Here is a 20,709-nt window from a genome sequence, read left to right as displayed (position 1 = left end):
TCCTCGGGGTGGGGGAAGGTGAGGTGCGGATGGTCAGAGTGCGGCGAGCGCTTCGACGGAGTCGGCGGTGACGGTTCCGCCCGCGCCTGTCAGGTGGATGCGGAACACGGGCTCTGGGGCGAACGACACCGTGAGCCCGGCGCGCTCATCGCCGAGCACCCACTCCAACCCGAGTGAGCCGTCCGGTTCCACACGGTAGCCGAACTCGCCCGCGAAGGCAGGATGCATCGACCGCACTCGCACGAGCGCCAGTTGCGCCCGGGTCACGTCGCTCGCGAGCGCCGTGTCGAGCTCGGCCGGCGTGTAGGCGTGCCGGTTGACGTCGCGGCCCTGGCCGGTCCGCTGGAACAGCGCCACGTCATCCAGACCCCCGAGCAGCCCGACGTAGTAGAGCTGCGGTCGGCCGGGCAGCCACAGCTGGACCGCGCGGGCGAGCAGGTAGCTGCGGGTGTCGGCGCCGAGGGCGGAGAAGAAGGTCGCGTTGATCTGGTGGGGCAGGCTCATCCACGCCGGGATGACGGACGCCCGTGTGGAGTGACCGTGGGTCGCGGCCGCCGCGCGCGCGAAGATCGCGGCCATCTCATCCTGATCGATGAGTCCCGGCCGGTCGCCCGAGGGGCCCGCGTCGATGATGCCGAGGCCGTCGTGGGTGTCGAGCACCGTGATCGCGTTCTGCGGGCGGATGCGCAGCCATTCGGCGAGGCGGTCGGAGGTGCCCGTCCCCAGGCTGTGGAGGAGGAGCGGCGCCAGGGCGAAGTCGTAGACGCAGTCGACGAGCGGCGCGATGGCGAGCTGCTGCGAGTAGTGTGCGTGCACCTCGACGAGGACGCGGAGGTCCTCCTCGCGCGCCATCGCCACGATCTCGCGGACGAACTCGAGGGTCTCCGGTGTCATGAAGCTGTCGGAACCGGGCGTCTTCACGGCATAGCCGACGGCGTCGAGCCGGACGGTGGTGACGCCGCCGGAGCGCAGGGTGGCGAGGATCCGGCGCAGGTACGCCCGCGCCCGGTCGTTCGCCACGTCGAGGTCGATCTGGCTGGGCATGAAGGTGGTCCAGACCAGCCGCCGTCTGCCGTCCGCCATCCGGTACGCCGTGAACGGCAGGCCGGGGCGGGGGCGGTAGAACGCCGTGATGTCGTCCTCCGACGCGCGGTCGGGGAAGACGGTGTCGAAGGTGAGGAACATGCCGTCGTGGGCGGATGCGTCGCCGAGCGCCAGCCAGTCCACGAACTCGGCGGACTCGCTGGAGACGTGGTTGACGATGAGGTCGGCGGTCACCTCGCGCTCGGCGGCGATGGCCCGGACGTCGTCCCAGGTGCCGAGGCGCGGGTCGACGGCGCCGTGGTCGATCGGGTCGAACCCCGCGTCGGCCCCGTCGAAGGGCACGAAGAACGGCAGGATGTGCACCCCGGCGAAGTCGCGCAGCGGGCCCTCGAGGAGCGCGCGGAGACGCGACAGGTCGCCGCCGAGCCGGTCGGCGTAGGCGAGGAGGTCGACGCCGGTCACGTGAGGGACCTCGCGGACGGGGATGCGTCCGGATCAGGGAGTCCGTCGGACCCGGGAGGCGCCGGCCGGTTCGCGCTGGCGACCGGCGTTCCCGGATCCGACGGGGTCAGGGCCTCCGCCAGCCGGGCGACGCCGCCGGCCGGGGAGGTGAGAACGGGGATCGAGACACCGGCCGACTCCGCCGCCTGCGCCATGGACGCCTGCGCCAGGACGATCACGGCCGCAGCGTCGTCGCCACCCGTGGGTACAGCCGCGGCGCGAACGGCCTCCGCGATGAGGCGGTCGTGCGTCGCCTGGTCTCCCGCCGCGCGGGCCTCGGCGGCACCCGCGACGACCGTGGCCGTCACAGCGGCGGCGATGCCGAGGCCGGCGGTCTCCCGCTCGATCAGCCGCGTGGTCGGTCCGAGCGTCGCGGTGTTCGTCGCGAGCACGGCGATCCGGCCGGCGCCCTCCTCGTCCGCCAGGCGAGCGGCCGTCGCGGCCATGGCGGCGTCGACCCGGATGACCGCGATGCCGAGGGCGGCGGCGGCCTCCTCGGCGGCCTCGCCGATGGAGGAGCACGTCACCAGCACGGCGTCCGCGCCGGACTCGGACAGGTGACGGAGGTGGGAGGCCACCCGCTCGCGCACGGCCGGCGTCACGCCCTCCGCGATGGCGGTCTCCAGCATCCACGCGTCGACGACGTGCTGGCGGTGGACGCCCGGGATCGCGTCGGCGACGAGGGCGTCGAACGTCGGCGCCAGCGCCGGGACGGTGTGAAGCAGGCCGGCGATCATCGGGCCTCCCGCCACGGGCGCGCCTCGCGGTCGAGGACCTCGATCAGGGCCTCCAGGCGCGGGACGGACAGCTCGCGGAGGGCCGACGGGACGTCCGCACGTCCGACCACGTCGCTCCACAGGGCGCGCCCGGCGAGGAAGCCGCTGGCACCCGCGCGACAGGCCGCCTCGACGGCCGGCAGGAAGGCCGGCCGCTCCACGCCCTGCGATAGCACCACCCACGGTCCGGTGATGGAGGCGTTCAGCCGCTCGCTCGCGTCCCGCTGCGCCGTCGCGTCGCCGGTGCCGGACATCGGGATCTGCACCTTGTAGAGGCTCTGCCCCGACGGCGACAGCTCGGCGGCCGCCTCGCGGATCGCCTCGTCGAGGTCCCAGGTGCCCGCCCCCAGCTCACCGGGAGTGGCGCGCACGACCGGCTCCAGGACCGAGAGGACGCCGCGGGCGGCGCACTCGGCGACGAAGCGCTCGACGAGGCGGACGCGCTGCTCGCGCTTGGCATCGCGCCGCCAGATGATGAGCAGCTTGAGGGCGGACACGCCGGCGAGGTCGGTCTGGGAGAGGACGACCTCGTCCAGCGCGGTCTCCTCGACGGGACCGCCGTCGTCCTGGGTGAGCTCGTCCGCCGCGAGGATGAGGCCGGTGGTCGGGGGAAGCAGGTCCCGCACCGCCTCGAAACCGAAGTGCCTGTCGATCAGGAAGCCGGAGGCCGACGGCCCGAGCGCCTCGGCGACGTCGAGCTTGAAGCGGATGAGGACGTCGTCGTCCGGTCGCCCCGCCCCGGCGAGGTCGAACATGTGGCGGAGGCTCTCGCGCTGGTCCATCGCGACCATCGCCAGGCCGCCGCCCGGACGGGCGATCGCGTCGAGGTCGAGCGTGGGACGGGAGGCTGTTTCGGTCATGCGGTTTCCTTGCTCGGGAGGGTCGCCGCTCGCACGAAGGCGTCCAGCAGGGCTGGATCGCCGGTCGAGGCGGCGCTATCGGGGCTGCGCAGCGGCAGCGAGGTGGTGAGACCGGCGACCCGGTGGGCGGCCAGCAGGGCAGCGCCCGTCGCCACCGGTTCGGAGGCGTCGACGCGTCGGAGCGGGCCGGGGAGGATCCGCTGCTTGAGCCGCCACCACGCGCTGTTGGCGGCGCCGGGTCCGCCGAGAACCGTGAGTCCGGCGCGACGCGGGCCGGCCAGGGCGGTCTGGGCCGCATCCATCCACGCCAGCTGGAGCACCAGGCCGGTCAGCACAGCGGTCAGGGCTGCGGCGGGGTCGGCGAGCCGGTGGACGGCGGGCTCGGGCCCGGCGCCGAGATGGATGAGACGGATCGTCTGCGAGACATCGGGAGCCGGCGACTGGCGGCCACGGAGGTACGGCAGGAGGAAGGCCTCGACCGGTGCGTCCGCCAGGGCGTGCGCCTGCTCGAGCACGTCGTGCCGATCGGTTCCGGGAAGCAGTTCGTCGAACGCCCATTCCACGAGCGCGCCGGCGGTCGGATTGCCCGCCAGCAGGGTCTCGTGGCGGCCGTCGATGCTGCGGCCGAGGCTCATCCCCTGCCGCCGCGCCTCCTCGCGCGGGACGCTCCCGGCGATGCGCAGCAGTGCCTCCGCCGTGCCGACGGAGTCGGCCGCGTCGCCCGGCTCGCGGACGCCGGCCGCCCAGGCGCCGACGGCATGATCGTGACCGGCGGCGACGACCGGCAGGCCCTGGGGGAGTCCGAGGGCCGCCGCCGCGGAGGGCGTGAGCGTTCCCGCGATCGCTCCCGGACGGACGACTCGCGGGAAGCGCTCGGGCGAGAGGCCCGCCAGCGCCAGGAGGTCGCGGTCGAACGCGTCGGCGAGCGGCGCATCCGGTGCCGGGAGCCGGTACGCCATCGTGCGGGCCGCCAGGGTGTGATCGGTGACGGTCTCGCCGGTGACGCACGAGATCACGAGCCCGTCGGCACCGAGCCAGTGCGCCCCGGCGAGTCGTGCATCCTGCTCCTCCGCGAGCCGAAGCCAGTGCACGAGCGGCGACTTTCGCGGCGCCGGAACGCCGGTGGCACCGTAGAGCGCCTCCGCGCCCGCCGACGCGACGAACCGGTCGGCCGTAGCGGCGTCGCCGTCCGCCCACCGCAGGAGATCTCCCCGCGGGTCGCCGTCGGGCCCGGTCAGCGACCCGGTCTCGCCCATGGCGGCGACGCCGAGCGCGACGACGGGGTGCGGACTGTCGGCGGCCACCTCCCGGATCGCCCCGAGCACGGCGGCCTGCAGAGCCGACCCGCCGGCCGGAGTCGGAACCGTCACCGTGCGCGCCTCGCTCACCGCGTCGCCGAACACCGCCAGGACCACTTTGGTGTTGGTGGTGCCGACGTCCACGCCGACAGCGGCGGAGGGAGCGGGGGTCACGTCCTTATTCTGTTCACTTCTGAACATTCTCGTCAAGATTTGTCCGTTTGTTGACAAGCGGTCGCAGAAGCCGATTGGATGGACGCCGTGCGCTACACCGACGCCCCCGCCCGACGCGACGAGCTGCTCCGACGGCTCTCCGTCGAGGGCTACGTGTCGTCGTCGCGCGTCGCGGAGGAGCTCGGCGTCTCCGAGATGACCATCCGACGCGACCTCCGCCAGCTCGAAGCGGACGGCCTCGCCCGGCGCGTCGTCGGCGGCGCGAGCCTCCCTAACCTGGGGCACGGCCGCCCCTTCGACGAGCGGGCCGTCACCGGCAGTGGCGAGAAGCACTCCATCGCCGAGGCGTGCCTCGACCTGCTCGACGGCGCCACGACGGTCGCGCTCGACGCGGGTACCACGGTCGCTCCGCTCGCCGGGATGCTGCAGCCGGGCAGCACGATCATCAGCCACTCCGCGCCGGTCATCCAGGCCGCCATCGAGCGGCAGGACGTCGAACTGGTCGCGGTCGGCGGCGTCTACCAGCACGAGACCCGCAGCTTCGCGGGAGCCACGGCGCGCCGCACCATCGCGGACTACTCGGTCGACGTCGCCGTGCTCTCGGCGACCGCGGTCGACACGCGCGGCATCCTGTGCGCGAACGCGCTCGACGCCGAGTTGAAGCAGGAGCTCGCCCGCGCCGCCCGCACGACGATCCTCCTGGTGGACCACTCCAAGCTGGGCGCGCGGGCGCCGATCCGGGTGGGCGGCCTGGACCTGGTGGATGTGATCCTCACCGATGCGGGCGCCGACCCGGAGGACCTGCAGGCGCTGCGGGCGGCCGGAGCGACGGTCGTGGTCGTGGGCGAACACGCCCGGATCTCGTGATGCAGGGTCTCTCGTGATGCAGGGTCTCTCGTGATGCAGGGTCTCCCGTGATGCAGGGTCGGCCGATGCGGCTCGGCGCCGTCGCCGACGACGTCACGGGCGCGTGCGACCTGGCCGGCCGTGTCGCCGCGGCGGGACTCCCCGCGAGCGTGCTGCTCGGAACGCCTGCCACCCACACGGCCGCGCCGCCGTTCCCCACCGACGGCCCGGGATGCGCGGTCGTCGCCCTCACGGTTCGCACAGCGCCGGTCGAACGGGCGGTCGCCGAGTCCGCTGCCGCGGCCCGGTTCCTCGCCGCCACCGGAGCGACCCAGCTGTACCAGAAGTACTGCTCGACGTTCGATTCGACCCCGAGCGGAAACATCGGCCCGATCGCAGACGCCCTGGCGGCCGTCGCGGGCGCAACCGCGACCATCGGCACTCCGGCCACCCCGGAGGCGGGACGCAGGCAGTACCAGGGGACCCTCTTCGTCGACGGCGTGCCGCTGGCGGAGTCCCCGATGCGCGACCACCCGCTCACCCCGATGCGCGACTCGGACCTGACCCGGCTGCTGTCTCCGCAGACGCGCGAGCCGGTCGGCCTGATCCGGTGGGAGGACGTGCGGCGCGGGCCGGAGGCGGTGCCGACGGCCGTGCAGGACGGTCACACCCTCGTGGATGCGCTGACCGAGGACGACCTCGACGTGATCGCGGAGGCCGTGCTGCGGCTCTCGGAAGACGGGTCAATGGTCGCGGGCGGCGGCGCCGGTCTTGCCACGGCGCTGGCACGGGTCGCGACTCGCGCGGACGGGCCGGACGCCCCGCGTCGCGAGGCGGCAGCGCTCCCGGCGGTCCCCGTCACCGGCCGTCTCATCCTGGCCGGGAGCGCGTCCGCCGCGACGCGGGGTCAGGTGGCGGCCTTCGGCGGCGAGCGCCACCTCCTGGACCCGCTGGAACTGGCACGCGACGACGGGGCTCTCGGGCGGTTGCGGGATGCGCTCGCCGCCCGCGACGACCACCGAACGCCGGTTCTGGTGCACGCCTCGGCCGACGTGGCCGCCGCCCAGCGCGGACTCGGCGCCGAGCGGGCGGCCCGGCTCCTGGAGGAGGCCCTCGCCGACCTCGCCGCGTTCGCCGTGCACGAGCTCGGCTACAGCCACCTGCTCGTCGCCGGCGGCGAGACCTCGGGTGCGGTCACCGGGCGCCTCGGCATCAGCCGGCTGCGGATCGGCGCGCAAGCTGCCCCCGGGGTGCCGTGGGCCGTGGCGACCACCGGGCGCAGCGGCGAGAGCGACGCCGACGGCGACGGCGGCCGCACGGTCGCCGTCCTCCTGAAGTCCGGCAACTTCGGCGGCCCCACCCTGTTCCGCGACGCGTGGGAGGTGGCACCGTGACGCACATCCCCACCGAGGCGGAGGCGCGTGCGGCGATCGTGCGCGCCTGCCGGCACCTCTCGGCGGCGGGGCTGTCGCCCGGCAGCTCGGGGAACGTGAGCGTCCGCGTCGGCGCGCGCATCATCGCCACTCCCACCGGCTCCTCGCTGCGGGCCGTCACCGAGGACCAGTTGGCAGCGACCCCGGCCGACCAGGAGGGCGCGGCCCGGCCGACCAAGGAACTGCCGCTGCATGCCGCCATGTACGCGGCGCATCCCGACGCCACCGCGGTGGTCCACCTCCACTCGCCGTACGCGACCGCCATCGCCTGCCTGCCCCCGACCGAAAGCGGCTTCGCGCAGCTTCCGCCGCTGACGCCGTACCGGGTGATGCGCCTGGGCGACATCCCCCTGGTCCCGTATGCCGCCCCCGGCAGCGAAGACCTGGCCGTCGGCGTCGCCGCTGCTGCGTCCGGCCATCCGGCCCTTCTCCTCGCGAATCACGGGTCCGTTGTCGCGGCGGCCACGCTCGACGCAGCCATCGACCTCGCGGAGGAGCTGGAGACGGCGGCCCAGCTGACGCTGCTGCTCAGGCAAGCACCGGCTGTCGCTCTGGATGCTGCAGCGATCGCCGCCCTCACACCGCCGGGGCGCTGAGCGCGCGCCGCTCCTACGCCTCTCGTCCACTCATCCCCTCACTCCCCCGCTCGATCCAACAGGAGTCCTCCGTGCCCAGCGTCCGCGCTGCCCGTCCCTCGCCCTCCGCCCGTGCGTCGCGCGGCGGCGGCATCCCCGGCGCGCGCCCCTCCGAGGCCCACCTCTCGTCGGTCCCGCGCTTCCTGCTCTGGCAGGCCGCGCGGCAGCCCGCCACGCTCACCGCCGGCGTGCTGTTCGGTGTCGTGTGGATGCTCTGCCAAGCCGCCTGGCCGTACCTGCTCGGCCGCGCGGTCGACGAGGGCGTGTCGGGCGATTCCGCGGGGCTGTGGGGCTGGTGCGCGGCACTTCTCGCCGTCGCCGTCGTGCAGGCGGTGACGGGGATGCTGCGCCACCGGATGGCCGTGTCCAACTGGTTGCGCTCGTCGCTCGGCATCGCCCGGCTGATCGGGTACCACTCGGCCGAGACGGGTCCGGCCATCACGGCCACGACGTCCTCCGGCGAGATCGTCGCGACCGTCAGCACCGACTCGCTGCGCCTCGGCGCCATGTTCGACGTCACCGCCCGGCTCGGCGGCGGCGTGGTCGCCTTCATCGCCGTGTCGGTCATCATGCTGAGCGCCTCCCTCCCGCTCGGGCTCACGGTCGTCATCGGGGTCCCGGCCGTCGGGCTCGTGCTGGCGCTGCTCCTGCGCCCGTTGCGCACCCGCCAGGCGGTGTGGCGGGAGGAGGCCGGCGGCCTCACGACGCTGGGCGCCGACACGGTCGTGGGCTTGCGGGTGCTGCGCGGCATCGGCGGCGAGCACGAGTTCGTCGAGCGGTACGCGGCGCAGTCGCAGCGCGTCCGCGCCGCCGGTGTGGGCGTCGCGAAGACGCAGAGCTGGCTGGACGGGCTGCAGGTGCTGCTGCCCGGTGCCTTCCTCGTCGTCATCGTGTGGTTCGGGGCGCACCTCGCCCTTGACGGCGCGATCACCCCCGGCCAGCTGACCGCCTTCTACGGGTACGCCACCTTCCTGGTGCTGCCGCTGCGGACGGCCGTCGAAGCCGCGCAGACGTTCACCGCGGGCGTCGTGTCCGCACGCCGCGTGCTGTCGGTGCTGCGCACACGCCCCGCCGCGCGCGACGCAGCCGCCACCGCGGACGCGCCCGCGTGGGGGTCGGCCATCGAAGACCTCGCGTCCGGTGTCGTCATCCAGCCGGGCCGCTTCACGGCGATCGTCGACGCCGATCCCGATGAAGCCGCCGGCATCGCGACGCGGCTGGGACGGTTCGACGACACCGTCCACCAGGAGGCACCCGTGCTCTGGGGCGGTGTCGACCATACCCAGGTGCCCGTGCGGGAGGTACGCGAGCGCATCGTCGTCAACGACGCCAACCCGCACCTCTTCGGCGGGCCCCTGCTCGACGGGCTCGACACCCTCCCGATCCGCGACCGGCAGTCGGGCCGCTGGACGGAGGACGACACCTCGACGGGCCGCCTGCGCCGGGTCTCGGCCGCCCTCGACACCGCCGCCGCGACGGAGACGGTGGATGCGCTCCCCGCGGGCGTGCACGAAAGCGTCGCCGAGCGCGGCCGCACCTTCTCCGGCGGCCAGCGTCAGCGGCTCAGCCTCGCTCGCGCCCTGCTCACCGACGCGGAGGTCCTCGTGCTGATCGAGCCGACCAGCGCCGTGGACGCCCACACCGAGTCACAGATCGCCGAGCGCCTGCGGGAGGCCCGGGACGGCCGCACGACCGTCGTCGTCACGGCCAGCCCACTGCTGCTCGACCGGATGGACACCGTCGCGGTGGTCCGGAAGGGCCGCGTCGTCGGCACCGGAACCCACCAATCGCTGCTCCGCCAGGAAGACGATCTCGGCGATCTCTACCGCGCCATCGTCTCGCGCACGATCAGCGCCGCGGAACCCGCGGAAGGCGAGCAGCTCGACGCGGCCTGGACCGGATCCATCGACGCGCTGTGGACGGCGACGCACCCGGTCTCCGCCCAGCGGCCCCACGCCGACGACGACACGAAGAAGTCGAAGAAGACGAAGAAGAAGCGGTCGAAGACCACGCGAACGAAGGGGACAGGCGATGCTGCTTCCGATCGCTAGCACGGCGACCGTCCGGAAGACCGGAGCGAGGCTGATCCACCAGCACCGCGGGGGCCTCTCGGTCGTGCTCGCGCTGCACACCCTCGCCGCCGTCGCCGGCCTCGCCGGTCCGGCCCTCATCGGCCTGATCATCGGCGGCATCACCGGGCACACTCTCGACTCGGGCGGCATCGACACCATCGCCCTCGTGCTGCTGGGCGCCATCGTGTGTCAGGCGGTGCTGATCCGGTTCGCGCAGCGCCAGTCGATGGTGCTCGGCGAGGGCGTCTTCGCCCAGCTGCGGGAGGAGTTCCTCGCGACCGTCGCGCGCCTCCCGCTCTCCACGGTCGAAGCTGCCGGGACGGGGGACCTGCTCGCGCGCAGCACCAACGACATCCAATCGGTCGCGCAGACCGTCCGCTTCGGTGTGCCGCGCATCCTCGTCGCCAGCGTCACCGCGGTTCTCACGGTCGTCGCCGCGTTCGTGGTGAACCCCGCGGTGGCCGTCGCGATGTTCGCGGGCGTCCCCATCCTGGTCGTCGCCGCCCGGTGGTACCTGAAGCGTTCCGGCCCCGGCTACCAGCGCCAGCTCGCCTCGTACGCCACCCTCGGCGGCACCATCAGCGAGACGGTGGACGGCGTGCGCACCATCGAGGCGCTCAGCCTGGCACCCGCGCAGCGGAGCAAGATCGACGCCGCGCTGCGAGAGCGCCGCGACTCGGAGTGGTACACGCTATGGCTGCGGTCGTGGTTCTTTCCGAGCACCGACATCGCGTTCCTCCTGCCGGTCATCGTGGTGCTCGCGTGGGGCGCCTACCTGGTGGGCGCGGGCGTCGCCGGAATCGGCGCCGTCACGGCCGTCGCGCTCTACGCGATGCAGCTGGTCTCGCCCGTCGACGAGCTGATCAGCTGGCTCGACGAGATCCAGGTCGGGACCACGGCCCTCTCCCGCATCATCGGTGTCGCCGACGTGCCGGACGACCGCCACCCGACCGGCGAGCAGCCGGCGGACGAGCACGTCGTCGCGGAAGACGTCCGCTTCTCGTACCGCGAAGGCACGGAGGTGCTGCACGGGGTGAGCCTGGACCTCGCCGTGGGCGAGCGTCTCGCCGTCGTCGGCCCCTCGGGATCGGGCAAGTCGACCCTCGGACGGCTCATGGCCGGCATCGCCGAGCCGTCGGGCGGGCGCATCACCGTGGGCGGCGTGCGACTGGTCGACCTACCGCTCGACGACCTCCGCAGCCACGTCGCCCTCGTCACCCAGGAGCACCACGTCTTCGTCGGCACCATCGCCGACAACCTCTCCCTGGCGAGACCCGGCGCCGGACGCGACGAACTCGCCCGTGCCCTTCGGGTGGTGGATGCGCTGCGCTGGGTGGCCGCGATGCCGAAGGGCCTGGACACGGTCGTCGGTTCGGGAGGCGTCGTCCTCACGCCCGCCCAGGCGCAGCAGCTGGCGCTGGCGCGGCTCGTACTCCTCGACCCGCACACGCTCATCCTCGACGAGGCCACCTCCCTGCTCGACCCGACGGCCGCGCGCGACCTCGAGCGCGCGATGAACCGGGTGCTGGAGGGCCGCACGGTCGTGGCGATCGCGCACCGGCTGCACACGGCCCACGATGCGGACCGCATCGTCGTGGTGCGCGACGGTCACATCGACGAGCTCGGCAGCCACGACGAACTGGTCGCCGCGGGCGGCGCGTACGCCGAGCTGTGGGCGTCGTGGCACGGCGGCACCCGCTGAGCGACGACGACTCCCCCGGAGCGGCCTAGAGTAAAGCATGTATGGCACAGCTCCCTCCCGCATCCCTCTCCGACCAGCCCGAGCCCGTCGTCGTCACCAGCGACCTCGGCATCGGCGTGCGCCGGATCACTCGTGACGACGTCGTACTGCGCAAAGGCCTGTACACGCTCGTCTCCGGCCCCTTCACGCCGCGGGAGTCGATGATCGAAGACCTCCTCGCCGTGCGCGACGCCCTCGAGGAGGCCGGACTGGAGTTCCTGCTCGTCCGCGACGACGACAACCGGCTCATCGTCGCGCTCGACCGTCGCACCCGCAAGGAGGTCCGGCGCGTCCTCGCCGCCGCGTTCGCCGACGAACCCTTCTACGCGCGCAGCATCGACGCGGACGGGGATGCCGACGGCGACGACCTCCTCATCGCCGACGCAGCCTTCTCCCGCCGAAAGGCCGACATCTTCCGCGTGTACCGCCCGCGCCTGGAGCCGATCGGCCGGTTGCGCTACGGCGCAGAGACCGCCTTCCAGCTCGAATTCTGGAGGTTCGGCGACGACGAGATCACGGCTCCGCGCGAGAACGCACTGATGCGGCCGCGCCTCCCGCGCAGCGAGGCCGTCGAGGCCGAGGTGGAGCTGTACGGGCGGCGGTGGCGGACGCTTCAGCACATGTTCGACCCGCTCGCCAGCGACGTCGCATTCGACATCGACATCGTCTTCTCCTGGGTCGACGGTTCCGACGCCGAGTACCAGCGGCAGCGGGCCGCCCGGATGTCGACCTACGTGGTCGGCGAGGGCGACGACAACGAGGCGCGCTACCGGCAGATCGACGAACTCAAGTACGCGATGCGCAGCATCCACATGTTCGCCCCGTGGATCCGCAACATCTACATCGCGACGGACTCGCCGGTGCCGCCGTGGCTGGATGCCGAGCATCCGCGCATCCACATCATGCGGAGCGAGGACTTCTTCCCGGACACCTCGAGCCTGCCCACCCACAACTCGCACGCCGTCGAGAGCCAGCTGCACCACATCCCGGGCCTGTCGGAGCACTTCCTGTACTCCAACGACGACATGTTCATCGGCCGGCCGCTGTCGCCGGACATCTTCTTCTCGCCGGGCGGAGTGACCAAGTTCGTCGAGGCCGGGACGCGGATCGGCCTCGGCGAGACGGATCCGGCGCGCAGCGGCTTCGAGAACGCCGCGCGGGTGAACCGGCGGCTGCTCTGGGAGCGGTTCGGCGCCGTGACGACACGGCACCTGGAGCACTGCGCGGCACCCCTGCGCATCAGCGTGCTGCGGGAGATGGAGCGGGAGTTCGCGGAGGACTTCCGGCGCACCGCGGCCAGCCCGTTCCGGTCGGCGACGGATATCTCGGTGACGAACTCCCTGTACCACTACTACGCGCTGATGACGGGACGCGCGGTCACGCAGACGCAGGCGAAGGTGCTGTACATCGAGACGACGCTGCGCCAGGCGCCCGAGATGATGCGGCGGCTGCTGAAGAAGCGGGACCAGGACATGTTCTGCCTCAATGACGGCTCGAAGCCCGAGATCGAGCCGGCCGAGCGCACGCGGATCGTCACCGACTTCCTCGAGCGCTACTTCCCCTTCCCCGCCCCCTGGGAGCGCCCCGCCTAACCCATCCCGAGCCGCAAGCCGCCGAGCACAGGAAAAGTGTTCTCGACACGCCGACGTGCCCCGCACTTTTCCTGTGCTCGGCGGCTGCGTACGGGTCAGGCGAGGATGCTGATGGGCTCGGTGGGAAGCTCGCGACGCGGCGCCGGGGGGATGCGGATGCCGTCGGCCGCGAGGCGGCGGGCCGACTCCTCCGCATCCACGTAGTCCAGCGTCGGGTAGTGACCGAGCGGCACCACCGAGTGCAGCACGGTGTTCGGGTAGACGTGGACCAGGTTGAAGGACACGGCGCCGTCGCGCCCGCGCGTCCCGCCGACGGGCACGTTGAGGTCCTGGGTGTAGCAGCTCGCCGACGCGACCGAGACCGGAATGCCCGCGAACGTCGCCGTCGACGAGTAGTGCAGGTGCCCGGCGAGGATGCTCCGCACGTCGCTGCCCTCGAGCACCTCACGCAGCTGCGACTGGTCCCGCAGCTCCACCGAGACGGCGAGGTCGAGCACGCTCGGGATGGGCGGGTGGTGCATCGCGAGGATGGTGCCCTCCGGCGCCGGCATCGCCAGCTCGGCCGCCAGCCAGTCCAGCTGAGACTCGCTGACATCGCCGTAGTGGTGACCCGGCACCGTCGAGTCGAGCACGATCACGCGCATCCCGCCGAGCCAGTACACGTCGTCGATCGGCGATACGTCACCGAGTTCGTCGCGGAGACCCTGCCGGAACGAGGCCCGGTCGTCGTGGTTGCCCATGACCCAGATCACGCGGGCGCCCATCCGCTCCGCCGCGGGGTCGACCAGTGCCCGCAGCCGGGCGTATGCGTCGGGCTGGCCGCGGTCTGCAAGGTCGCCGGTGAAGACGATCGCCTCCGGCCGCCCTCCGGACGCCTCGACTTCCTGCAGCAGCGCACGGAGATGCTGCTCGCTGTCGACGGAGCCGTAGAGCCTTTCACCCCCCGCCAGCAGGTGCGTGTCGCTGATGTGCAGGAGGTAGTGGTCCGGCCGCGGGTACTCCGCGATACGCGTCTTCACGGGGCTATCACATCACCTGGAACTGAACGGGCCGTGAACGCGCGCGGTGTGCCGCCTGCAACTTCTTGCGTCTGCATGCGGTCATCCTCACCCCGCGACCCCCTTCCTGGCGATGCAGCATGTGCCGAAGCGCCCGTCCTCCGCGAGCTGCGACATCCGGTCACCACTCGCGGAGGATTCCGACCGCGACTCACCACTCGACGGCGGAGAGCACACGCATGCCAATCTGGGATCGATTCCAGAAATTCCGCAGAATGGGCTTTCGACTGCTCCGGAGCAGAAGGTACGCTTTCGGGGTTCGCGCACCGAATCCCATGGCAAGGAGGCCTTCACAGGCATGTCCCATCCCCTCACCGTTGCTGCGATCGGCTTCTGGCACGTTCACGCGGGCGACTACGCTCGCAACGTCCAGCAGCACCCCGACACCACCCTCGTCGCCGTCTGGGACGACGACGAGGAGCGCGGCCGAGCGGCCGCCCACGAGTTCGGCGTGGAGTTCGTCGCCGACCTCGACGAGCTGCTGTCCCGTCCCACGCTCGACGCGGTGACGGTCACAACGGCCACCGATCAGCACCGCGACGTGATCGGCCGCGCCCTCGCGGCCGGCAAGCACGTCTTCACGGAGAAGGTCCTGGCCCCCACCGTCGTGGAGGCGCAGGAACTGGTCGACCTGGCCGAGCAGGCGGGGGTCGCCCTCGTCGTCTCGCTTCCCCGGCTGTCCGACGACTACACGGTGGCCATCGAGCGCATCCTCGACGAGGGGACGCTCGGCGAACTCACCTACTCGCGCGTGCGTCTGGCGCACGACGGCTGGGTCGCCGGCTGGCTGCCCGAGCGCTTCGGCGATCCGGATGCGGCGATCGGCGGCGCGCTCACCGATCTGGGCTGCCACCCCGCCTACCTGACCCGGCTGTTCCATCGCGCCGAGCCGCAGAGCATCCAGGCGAGCTACGGAAGCGTGACGGGACGCGCGGTCGAGGACAACGCGGTCGTGACCGCCACGTTCCCCGGCGGTCGTCTCGGAGTCTTCGAGGCCAGCGTCGTCACAACGCCCGGCGCCTTCACGATCGAGCTTCGGGGCACCCGCGCCTCCGTCACGTTCGGCTTCGGCGGCGAGCGCCTGCTCGCGAAGGGCGGAGAATTCGGCGACGAATGGCAGGAGCTCCCCCTCCCCGCCAGCAGGCCCGGAGCCTTCGCACAGTGGGTGCAGCACATCCACGACTCCACCACCGCCGAGGACAACCTGCGTCACGCCGTCGCCCTGACCCGGATGGTGGTCGCCGCGAACGAGTCGGCCGCCGCCGGTCGTGTCGTCGACCTCACCCCGGCCCGCGTGGGCTGATCCCCCGCTTCTCCCCCTCGTGCGCGAGCACGTCATCCACTTTCTCTGAAGGAGCCCTTCACCATGCCCAGCACCACCATGCCCACTGCCACCGTCCGCGTCGGCCTCATCGGGGCCGGCGGCATCGCCGGAGCGCACGTCGCCGGCTACCTGCGCAACCCCGGAACGGTCACCTTCGCGGCCGTCGCCGACCCGGTGCGCGAGTCGGCGGAGCGCCGCGCCGGCGACAGCGGCGCCGCGATCTACAGCGACTACCGGATCATGCTCGCCGAGGCAGACATCGACGCCGTCGACATCTGCCTCCCCCATCACCTGCACAAGGACGCGATCATCGCCGCCGCGGCCGCCGGGAAGCACATCCTGTGCGAGAAGCCGCTCTGCCTCACCCCCGAGGAGGCCGCCGAGGTGGATGCCGCGGTCACCGCCGCCGGGGTCACCCTGATGTGCGCGCACAACCAGCTGTTCCTGCCCGCCGTCGCCAAGGCGAAGGAACTGATCGAATCCGGCGAGCTCGGCCGGGTCTACGAGGTCCGCACGACCGACAGCTTCTTCAACGACTTCGATCCGTCGAACATGGGATGGCGTGCGCACGCCTCCACGAGCGGCGGCGGAGAACTCATCGACACCGGCTACCACCCCACTTACCTGCTGCTCCACCTGGCCGGCGGCTCCCCGGTCGAAGTCACCGCGCTGCTCGCCACCCACCGTCTCTCCTTCATGGAGGGCGAGGACTCGGCGCAGGTGCTCGTCCGCTTCGACAACGGCGTCATCGGCAGCCTCGTCACCAGCTGGGCGTACCAGCCGGCGGACGGCACCGAGAAGTTCTCGGCGGTCGGCGAGCTCGGGAGCCTGACCAGCGACGGAACCTCCCTGACCGTGCGCGCCCGGGGCGCGGACAGCGCGACGGTCTACGAGCTCGAGCCTGTGCACGAGTTCGGCGAGGAGATCGCCCACTTCGCGCGCAGCATCCTGGACGGGACGCGACCGCTCCACACGCAGAAGGAGGGGATCGAAGTCCTCGGTATCATCCTGGCCGCGTACGAATCGGCGGAGCAGAAGTCGATCGCGCCGGTACGGACCATCGGGGAGCTGGTGTCGTCCGAATCGGGGAAATGACACCCGAGGGGAGTCTTCCCAGCTTGCAGAAAACGGGGTATATCCAGCGCCCCCGCGCCGGAGTTAAAGTGCAGCATGAGCACGCAGCGGACGGGGGCCCGCCAGACGGTACCGGAGCCCCATCGACAAGACGACTTCGTCGCGGTTCCGTACCTGCGCCAGGGCCAGCTCATCTCGCTGATCCGCTGGTCGCTGGTGTCCGGCGAGTGGAAGTACACGACGATCCTGGCGGAGTACCTGCACCGCGACGAGACCTCGTGGTACCTCGTAGTCAACGGCAACCGGGCCAGACTCGACCGCTCGGAGTGGGCGATCTTCAACTGAGAGGCCGCGCTGTACTGTTCCCGGTGTGACCGAGACCGATAAGCCTGCGCGCCGAGCCAAACCCGAGCACCGCTGGCCCGCCGTGATCGCCACCGTCGTAGCGCTCGCCGCGTACGCGTTCCTCCCGAGCGTCGTGCCCGTGATCGAGCGCTATGCGGTCGTGGGCGTGTGCCTGCTGATGATCGTGGCGCTCGTCGCCTACAACCCGCACCGGCTGACCCGGGAGTCGGCGTGGTCGCGGCGGGCGGAGATCGCCCTGGCGCTGGTCATCCTGGTGGCCAACCAGATCGCCTTCGCCGAGACGATCATCCGGCTGCTGAACAAGCACGGCAACGGCTCGGAACTGCTGCTGGCCTCGCTCCAGGTGTGGCTGACGAACGTCATCGCGTTCGCTCTCGTGTTCTGGGTGCTGGACCGCGGCGGCCCGATCGCGCGCGCCACGGTCCCGCGCCCGAATCTCGAGCTGGCGGACTTCCGGTTCCCGCAGGATGAGGACCACGATGCGGTGGAGGAGGTCTCCCGCGGTTCCAGCCGGACGTCGGACTGGGTGCCGAGCTACATCGACTACTTCTACTTCTCGCTGTCGAACTCCATGGCGTTCAGCCCCACCGACACCATGCCGCTGCGGCACCGGGCGAAGCTGCTGATGTCGCTGGAGTCGTTCGCGGGATTCGCGCTGCTCGCGCTCGTGATCGCGCGGGCGGTGTCGCTGATCGGCTAGGCCTGGTGCGGACCCGGCGGATGCCGACCCGCCGAGTGCCGACCCGGCGGGTCAGAGCCGGCGCCAGTCGTCCGACGTGAGGTGCGAGCCCGCCTGCGGGCCCATCTGCAGCATCCCGCCGTCGACCGCCCACGACGCGCCGGTGACGTAGGAGGCCGCGGGCGACGCGAGGAACGCGATGACCGCTGCGATCTCACGGGCGTCGCCGGGTCGTCCGAGCGGGATGCCGGGGCGGTGGACCTCGCGCGGGTCCTCGTCCTCCGCGTCGTTCATCGGCGTCGAGATCTCTCCGGGCGCGACCGCGTTCGAGGTGATGCCGAACTCGCCGAGCTCGAGGGCGAGCGTCTTGAGCAGGCCGCCGAGACCGTGCTTCGCCGCGTCGTAGGCCGCCGAGCCGACGCGCGGCTGGTGCTCGTGCACGCTGGTGACGCCGATGATGCGTCCACCGCGTCCCGCATCCACCATCCGCCTCGCCATGCGCTGGATGCACACGAAGGCGCCGTCGAGGTCGGCGCAGACGGTCGTGCGCCAGGTCTCCCAGTCCGTCTCGAAGAACGGGGTGCCGCCGTTGAGACCCGCATTGTTCACGAAGACATCGCAGCCGCCCAGCTCGTCGGCCATCCGGTCCACGACATCGCCGCACGCCGGCGCGTCGGTCGTGTCGAGCTGCGCGACGACGGCGCGACGGCCTGCCTCGCGGACCAGGCGCGCGGTCTCCTCTGCCCCCTCCTCGTCCGAGTGCCAGGTGATTCCGACATCCATCCCCGCCTGCGCGAGTGCGACCGCGGTGGCGCGGCCGATACCGGAGTCGGAGCCGGTGACGATGGCGGTGCGGGGGTCGGTGAGTTCCGGATACATGTGATCGGCCATGCCCGGAACGGTGCACCCCATCCCGCCGGCACGCAAGGGGTGGTAGTCGTGTAGGCATGACCCTCTCAGCTGTGCTCTTCGACGTCGACGGCACGCTCGTCGACTCCAACTTCCTGCACGTCGACGCGTGGAGCCGCTCGTTCGCCGACATGGGCGCACCCGTGGACTCGTGGCGCATCCACCGGTCGATCGGACGGGACTCTGCACGGCTGCTGGAGGCGTTGGTCGGCGAGCGGGACGAGGAGTGGATTCAGCGCGCCAAGGACCTGCACTCGCAGTACTACCGCGAGCAGTCCGGCCGGCTGCGGGCGTTCGAGCACGCCGCCGACCTGCTGCGCGAGCTCTCCTCGCGCGGACTGCGTGTGGTGCTCGCGACCTCCGCGCCCGAGGACGAGCTGAAAGTGCTGATGGAGACGCTGGATGCCGACGACGCCATCCACGCCACCACCAACGCCGACGACGTGGAGACCGCCAAACCCGAGCCGGGCCTGATCGAGGTCGCCCTGCAGCGCGCCGACGCGTCCCCCTCGGATGCCCTGTTCATCGGCGACTCCATCTGGGACATGATGGCCGCGTCGCGTGCCCACGTCCGCGCCGCGGGGTTGCTCTCCGGCGGGGTGGGGCCGTCGGAACTGCTGGAGGCGGGCGCGGTGTCGGTGTTCGACGATCCCGCCGACCTTCTTGCCCGGATCGACGGGGTGCTCACCGGGCGCCGCTCCGCCTGACCGGTGCGCTCACCCGGGAAGAAGGCTCTTGCCAAGCCGGCGCGCGCGGCGTTCCATAGGGACGACGGCCCAGGGAGAGGAGTGCCATGTCGGCGAGCGAGCTCGAGATGTCCAGTGTTCGGTACCCGTACCGCGACCGCATCTTCCACGTGGAGAAGAAGTCTCCGGGGGTGTGGGTCGTGCTGGACGAGTCGCATGCGGAACTCGGCACGCTGGTCCGCGTCGCCGTGGAGGGCGAGGAGCACGAGCCGGTCTTCGGTGCGGTCCCGCCCGGCTACGCGGAGACCCTGCACGAAGGCTCGGACTGGCGGATGCTCGTGGCGTCGTTGATCAACGAGTCGCTGGATGCCGAGACCGCCGCGACAGGCAACCAGGGCGAGGCATGAGCATCCACCTGAACAGGAAGGCGCTGGAGCACGCCAGGAAGCTCGTCGAGCAGGGCAAGGTCGTGCGCGACGAGCGGGACGCCTGGAGCGAGGACGCGCCGAGCGCGGACGACGAGAACCGCTTCGTCGAGAAGAACGGGTGGGACGACTACGCCCTCTGGCACCTCGGCGAGGATCCGGACAAGAGCGAAGAGACGAAGGGGCGCTTCAGCTTCCCCTACGGCGACTTCAGCACGGTTCACCGCTGCGCCGTCATCTCGCTGGAGAGCCGCGCCGCGCAGAACGACCACGACGACATTGCGCGCGAAGCGAAGAGGCTGCTCGACCTCATCGACGGGGAGTAGCCGCGCCCGGCTACGCTGTCCGGAATGAACGCCACGCTCCGCACGGCGCTCGGCTGGGTCGCCGCCGTGCTGCTGAACGTCGGCGCGCTCCTCGTCGTCGTCGGACTGCTGGTGCCGCGCACCGGCGGAGGCGTCCCCGTTCTCGGTGTCGGGGCAGGGATGTGCGTCGTCGGTCTCGCGGCCGGCGTCGGGTGGCTCGCCGGGCGTCCGCGGTGAACCCCGTCTCGTCCACGACATAAAAAACAGCCCCGCCCCTGGGATGAGGGGACGGGGCCGTTCGGTACCGGCGCGTGGCCGGTGGCGCATGGATCAGTCCGGTGGTTCGCTGTGGCCTACGAGGTCGGGATTCGACGGCTGGTCGGCGGGGTCGAAGTCGGCAGGTGGGGGTTCGGCCTGGTCGCCGCCGTTGTCCGCGGGCGTCACATCCTCGGCGCCCTCCGGTGCGATGCCGGTCTCGTGCGGCTCGGACACGTCGCCGGTGCCGGACTGCTCGCCCTGACCCTGCTCCGTCTCGGCGGGTTCGCTCGACTGCGCGTCGTTCCCGCCCTCGAATCGCTCCGGCTGGTCTTCCGCGGGAACGCCTTCGGCGTCCGTGTTCGGCAGTCCGCTGGTGTCGCTCATGCTTCGCTCCTTACCGGGTGCCTTACGGCTTGCCCTCTTCGCTGTACGAGGTCGCGGAATCGGCGTCCTCGCCGTCGTCGCGGGCGTCATCGAGGTCGGGGATGACCTCCTGGATCACGCTCTTGTCCGCGGTGGGCTCGACGGCGCCGCCGTCGTCCCCTTCGAGGTCGCCGGCGAGGCCGTTGGTGGGGTCGTGGCCGGTGACCGGCTCTTGTTCGTTGCGCGAATCGGTCATGGGATCCACGAAACGCCGCCCGGGCGGTCGCTCC

Annotated in this window: 22 protein-coding genes; 14 read left to right on the top strand and 8 right to left on the bottom strand. The window is 71.9% G+C overall.

Annotation, left to right across the window (positions count from 1 at the left end):
- Window positions 1–33: 33 nt before the first annotated feature.
- The 4 genes from gtfA to P3F85_RS16840 are packed head-to-tail and all read right to left on the bottom strand — an operon-like array spanning window position 34 to window position 4,653.
- A complete protein-coding gene (gene gtfA / locus P3F85_RS16855) occupies window positions 34–1,506 on the bottom strand; it encodes a sucrose phosphorylase (RefSeq protein ID WP_374008992.1) in 1,473 nt (490 codons plus the stop codon).
- Window positions 1,503–2,297: an aspartate/glutamate racemase family protein gene (locus tag P3F85_RS16850; protein ID WP_374008991.1), complete on the bottom strand. Its 795-nt coding sequence runs from the start codon at window positions 2,295–2,297 to the stop codon at window positions 1,503–1,505. Before P3F85_RS16850 ends, gtfA begins: the two co-directional genes overlap by 4 nt.
- Window positions 2,279–3,181 carry a hypothetical protein gene (locus P3F85_RS16845; protein WP_374008990.1) on the bottom strand — a complete coding sequence of 301 codons (903 nt, stop codon included), beginning with the start codon at window positions 3,179–3,181 and terminating at the stop codon, window positions 2,279–2,281. Before P3F85_RS16845 ends, P3F85_RS16850 begins: the two co-directional genes overlap by 19 nt.
- Entirely contained in the window at window positions 3,178–4,653 is a 1,476-nt protein-coding gene (locus tag P3F85_RS16840) for an L-fuculokinase (RefSeq protein ID WP_374008989.1), read from the bottom strand. Before P3F85_RS16840 ends, P3F85_RS16845 begins: the two co-directional genes overlap by 4 nt.
- Before the next feature lie 78 nt (window positions 4,654–4,731).
- On the opposite strand from P3F85_RS16840, the gene P3F85_RS16835 reads away from it, so the two are divergent.
- From P3F85_RS16835 to P3F85_RS16810, 6 genes are all read left to right on the top strand, one after another.
- Entirely contained in the window at window positions 4,732–5,520 is a 789-nt protein-coding gene (locus tag P3F85_RS16835) for a DeoR/GlpR family DNA-binding transcription regulator (RefSeq protein ID WP_374008988.1), read from the top strand.
- Between the two features lie 65 nt (window positions 5,521–5,585).
- The gene (otnK, locus tag P3F85_RS16830) at window positions 5,586–6,893 is read left to right on the top strand and encodes a 3-oxo-tetronate kinase (protein WP_374008987.1); all 1,308 of its coding nucleotides are present in this window, start codon (window positions 5,586–5,588) and stop codon (window positions 6,891–6,893) included.
- The gene (locus P3F85_RS16825) at window positions 6,890–7,528 is read left to right on the top strand and encodes a class II aldolase/adducin family protein (protein ID WP_374008986.1); all 639 of its coding nucleotides are present in this window, start codon (window positions 6,890–6,892) and stop codon (window positions 7,526–7,528) included. Before otnK ends, P3F85_RS16825 begins: the two co-directional genes overlap by 4 nt.
- A 71-nt stretch (window positions 7,529–7,599) precedes the next feature.
- On the top strand, window positions 7,600–9,618 hold the full coding sequence (locus P3F85_RS16820) for an ABC transporter ATP-binding protein (protein WP_374008985.1): 2,019 nt from the start codon (window positions 7,600–7,602) through the stop codon (window positions 9,616–9,618).
- Window positions 9,599–11,341, top strand: coding sequence for an ABC transporter ATP-binding protein (locus P3F85_RS16815; protein WP_374008984.1), 1,743 nt, complete (start codon window positions 9,599–9,601; stop codon window positions 11,339–11,341). Before P3F85_RS16820 ends, P3F85_RS16815 begins: the two co-directional genes overlap by 20 nt.
- A gap of 41 nt (window positions 11,342–11,382) precedes the next feature.
- Entirely contained in the window at window positions 11,383–12,972 is a 1,590-nt protein-coding gene (locus tag P3F85_RS16810) for a stealth family protein (protein WP_374008983.1), read from the top strand.
- A gap of 95 nt (window positions 12,973–13,067) precedes the next feature.
- Here the strand turns inward: P3F85_RS16810 and P3F85_RS16805 are convergent, their stop codons facing one another.
- Window positions 13,068–13,991 (bottom strand): phosphodiesterase, encoded by a 924-nt coding sequence (locus P3F85_RS16805; RefSeq protein WP_374008982.1) that lies wholly within the window; start codon window positions 13,989–13,991, stop codon window positions 13,068–13,070.
- A 337-nt stretch (window positions 13,992–14,328) separates the two neighbouring features.
- Between P3F85_RS16805 and P3F85_RS16800 the strand changes: the two genes are divergently transcribed.
- From P3F85_RS16800 to P3F85_RS16785, 4 genes are all read left to right on the top strand, one after another.
- The gene (locus tag P3F85_RS16800) at window positions 14,329–15,333 is read left to right on the top strand and encodes a Gfo/Idh/MocA family protein (RefSeq protein WP_374008981.1); all 1,005 of its coding nucleotides are present in this window, start codon (window positions 14,329–14,331) and stop codon (window positions 15,331–15,333) included.
- A 78-nt stretch (window positions 15,334–15,411) separates the two neighbouring features.
- On the top strand, window positions 15,412–16,449 hold the full coding sequence (locus P3F85_RS16795) for a Gfo/Idh/MocA family protein (protein WP_374010963.1): 1,038 nt from the start codon (window positions 15,412–15,414) through the stop codon (window positions 16,447–16,449).
- A gap of 75 nt (window positions 16,450–16,524) precedes the next feature.
- Window positions 16,525–16,773, top strand: a complete 249-nt coding sequence (locus P3F85_RS16790; protein WP_374008980.1) for a hypothetical protein — start codon at window positions 16,525–16,527, stop codon at window positions 16,771–16,773.
- 25 nt (window positions 16,774–16,798) lie between these two features.
- Entirely contained in the window at window positions 16,799–17,494 is a 696-nt protein-coding gene (locus P3F85_RS16785) for a hypothetical protein (protein ID WP_374008979.1), read from the top strand.
- 51 nt (window positions 17,495–17,545) lie between these two features.
- On the opposite strand, the gene P3F85_RS16780 is transcribed toward P3F85_RS16785, so the two are convergent.
- Window positions 17,546–18,364 carry an SDR family oxidoreductase gene (locus P3F85_RS16780; RefSeq protein WP_374008978.1) on the bottom strand — a complete coding sequence of 273 codons (819 nt, stop codon included), beginning with the start codon at window positions 18,362–18,364 and terminating at the stop codon, window positions 17,546–17,548.
- A gap of 56 nt (window positions 18,365–18,420) precedes the next feature.
- On the opposite strand from P3F85_RS16780, the gene P3F85_RS16775 reads away from it, so the two are divergent.
- The 4 genes from P3F85_RS16775 (at window position 18,421) to P3F85_RS16760 (ending at window position 20,035) form a co-directional block, all read left to right on the top strand.
- Entirely contained in the window at window positions 18,421–19,089 is a 669-nt protein-coding gene (locus tag P3F85_RS16775) for an HAD family hydrolase (protein ID WP_374008977.1), read from the top strand.
- Window positions 19,090–19,175: 86 nt separating this feature from the next.
- The gene (locus P3F85_RS16770) at window positions 19,176–19,475 is read left to right on the top strand and encodes a hypothetical protein (protein WP_310132447.1); all 300 of its coding nucleotides are present in this window, start codon (window positions 19,176–19,178) and stop codon (window positions 19,473–19,475) included.
- Window positions 19,472–19,819: a hypothetical protein gene (locus P3F85_RS16765; protein WP_374008976.1), complete on the top strand. Its 348-nt coding sequence runs from the start codon at window positions 19,472–19,474 to the stop codon at window positions 19,817–19,819. Before P3F85_RS16770 ends, P3F85_RS16765 begins: the two co-directional genes overlap by 4 nt.
- A gap of 24 nt (window positions 19,820–19,843) precedes the next feature.
- A complete protein-coding gene (locus P3F85_RS16760; RefSeq protein WP_374008975.1) occupies window positions 19,844–20,035 on the top strand; it encodes a hypothetical protein in 192 nt (63 codons plus the stop codon).
- 93 nt (window positions 20,036–20,128) lie between these two features.
- Here P3F85_RS16760 and P3F85_RS16755 read toward each other — a convergent pair whose 3' ends face one another.
- Window positions 20,129–20,440, bottom strand: coding sequence for a hypothetical protein (locus P3F85_RS16755; protein WP_374008974.1), 312 nt, complete (start codon window positions 20,438–20,440; stop codon window positions 20,129–20,131).
- A 22-nt stretch (window positions 20,441–20,462) separates the two neighbouring features.
- Window positions 20,463–20,675 (bottom strand): hypothetical protein, encoded by a 213-nt coding sequence (locus P3F85_RS16750; RefSeq protein WP_374008973.1) that lies wholly within the window; start codon window positions 20,673–20,675, stop codon window positions 20,463–20,465.
- Window positions 20,676–20,709 lie beyond the last annotated feature (34 nt).

The organism is Leifsonia sp. T36S-04 (assembly GCF_042465655.1).
Classification (GTDB): domain Bacteria; phylum Actinomycetota; class Actinomycetes; order Actinomycetales; family Microbacteriaceae; genus Leifsonia.
Note: the sequence above shows the minus strand (reverse complement) of the source record. Positions and strands in the feature narration are given on the sequence as shown.

Excerpts from the sequence above, each read along its gene's own strand:
- P3F85_RS16815 (WP_374008984.1), top strand. The coding sequence starts at position 9,599 with ATGCTGCTTCCGATCGCTAGCACGGCGACCGTCCGGAAGACCGGAGCG.
- P3F85_RS16770 (WP_310132447.1), top strand. The coding sequence starts at position 19,176 with ATGTCGGCGAGCGAGCTCGAGATGTCCAGTGTTCGGTACCCGTACCGC.
- P3F85_RS16775 (WP_374008977.1), top strand. The coding sequence starts at position 18,421 with ATGACCCTCTCAGCTGTGCTCTTCGACGTCGACGGCACGCTCGTCGAC.
- otnK (WP_374008987.1), top strand. The coding sequence starts at position 5,586 with ATGCGGCTCGGCGCCGTCGCCGACGACGTCACGGGCGCGTGCGACCTG.
- P3F85_RS16760 (WP_374008975.1), top strand. The coding sequence starts at position 19,844 with ATGAACGCCACGCTCCGCACGGCGCTCGGCTGGGTCGCCGCCGTGCTG.
- P3F85_RS16755 (WP_374008974.1), bottom strand. The coding sequence starts at position 20,440 with ATGAGCGACACCAGCGGACTGCCGAACACGGACGCCGAAGGCGTTCCC.
- P3F85_RS16780 (WP_374008978.1), bottom strand. The coding sequence starts at position 18,364 with ATGGCCGATCACATGTATCCGGAACTCACCGACCCCCGCACCGCCATC.
- P3F85_RS16835 (WP_374008988.1), top strand. The coding sequence starts at position 4,732 with ATGGACGCCGTGCGCTACACCGACGCCCCCGCCCGACGCGACGAGCTG.
- P3F85_RS16765 (WP_374008976.1), top strand. The coding sequence starts at position 19,472 with ATGAGCATCCACCTGAACAGGAAGGCGCTGGAGCACGCCAGGAAGCTC.
- P3F85_RS16845 (WP_374008990.1), bottom strand. The coding sequence starts at position 3,181 with ATGACCGAAACAGCCTCCCGTCCCACGCTCGACCTCGACGCGATCGCC.
- P3F85_RS16750 (WP_374008973.1), bottom strand. The coding sequence starts at position 20,675 with ATGACCGATTCGCGCAACGAACAAGAGCCGGTCACCGGCCACGACCCC.
- P3F85_RS16790 (WP_374008980.1), top strand. The coding sequence starts at position 16,525 with ATGAGCACGCAGCGGACGGGGGCCCGCCAGACGGTACCGGAGCCCCAT.
- P3F85_RS16800 (WP_374008981.1), top strand. The coding sequence starts at position 14,329 with ATGTCCCATCCCCTCACCGTTGCTGCGATCGGCTTCTGGCACGTTCAC.
- P3F85_RS16810 (WP_374008983.1), top strand. The coding sequence starts at position 11,383 with ATGGCACAGCTCCCTCCCGCATCCCTCTCCGACCAGCCCGAGCCCGTC.
- P3F85_RS16795 (WP_374010963.1), top strand. The coding sequence starts at position 15,412 with ATGCCCACTGCCACCGTCCGCGTCGGCCTCATCGGGGCCGGCGGCATC.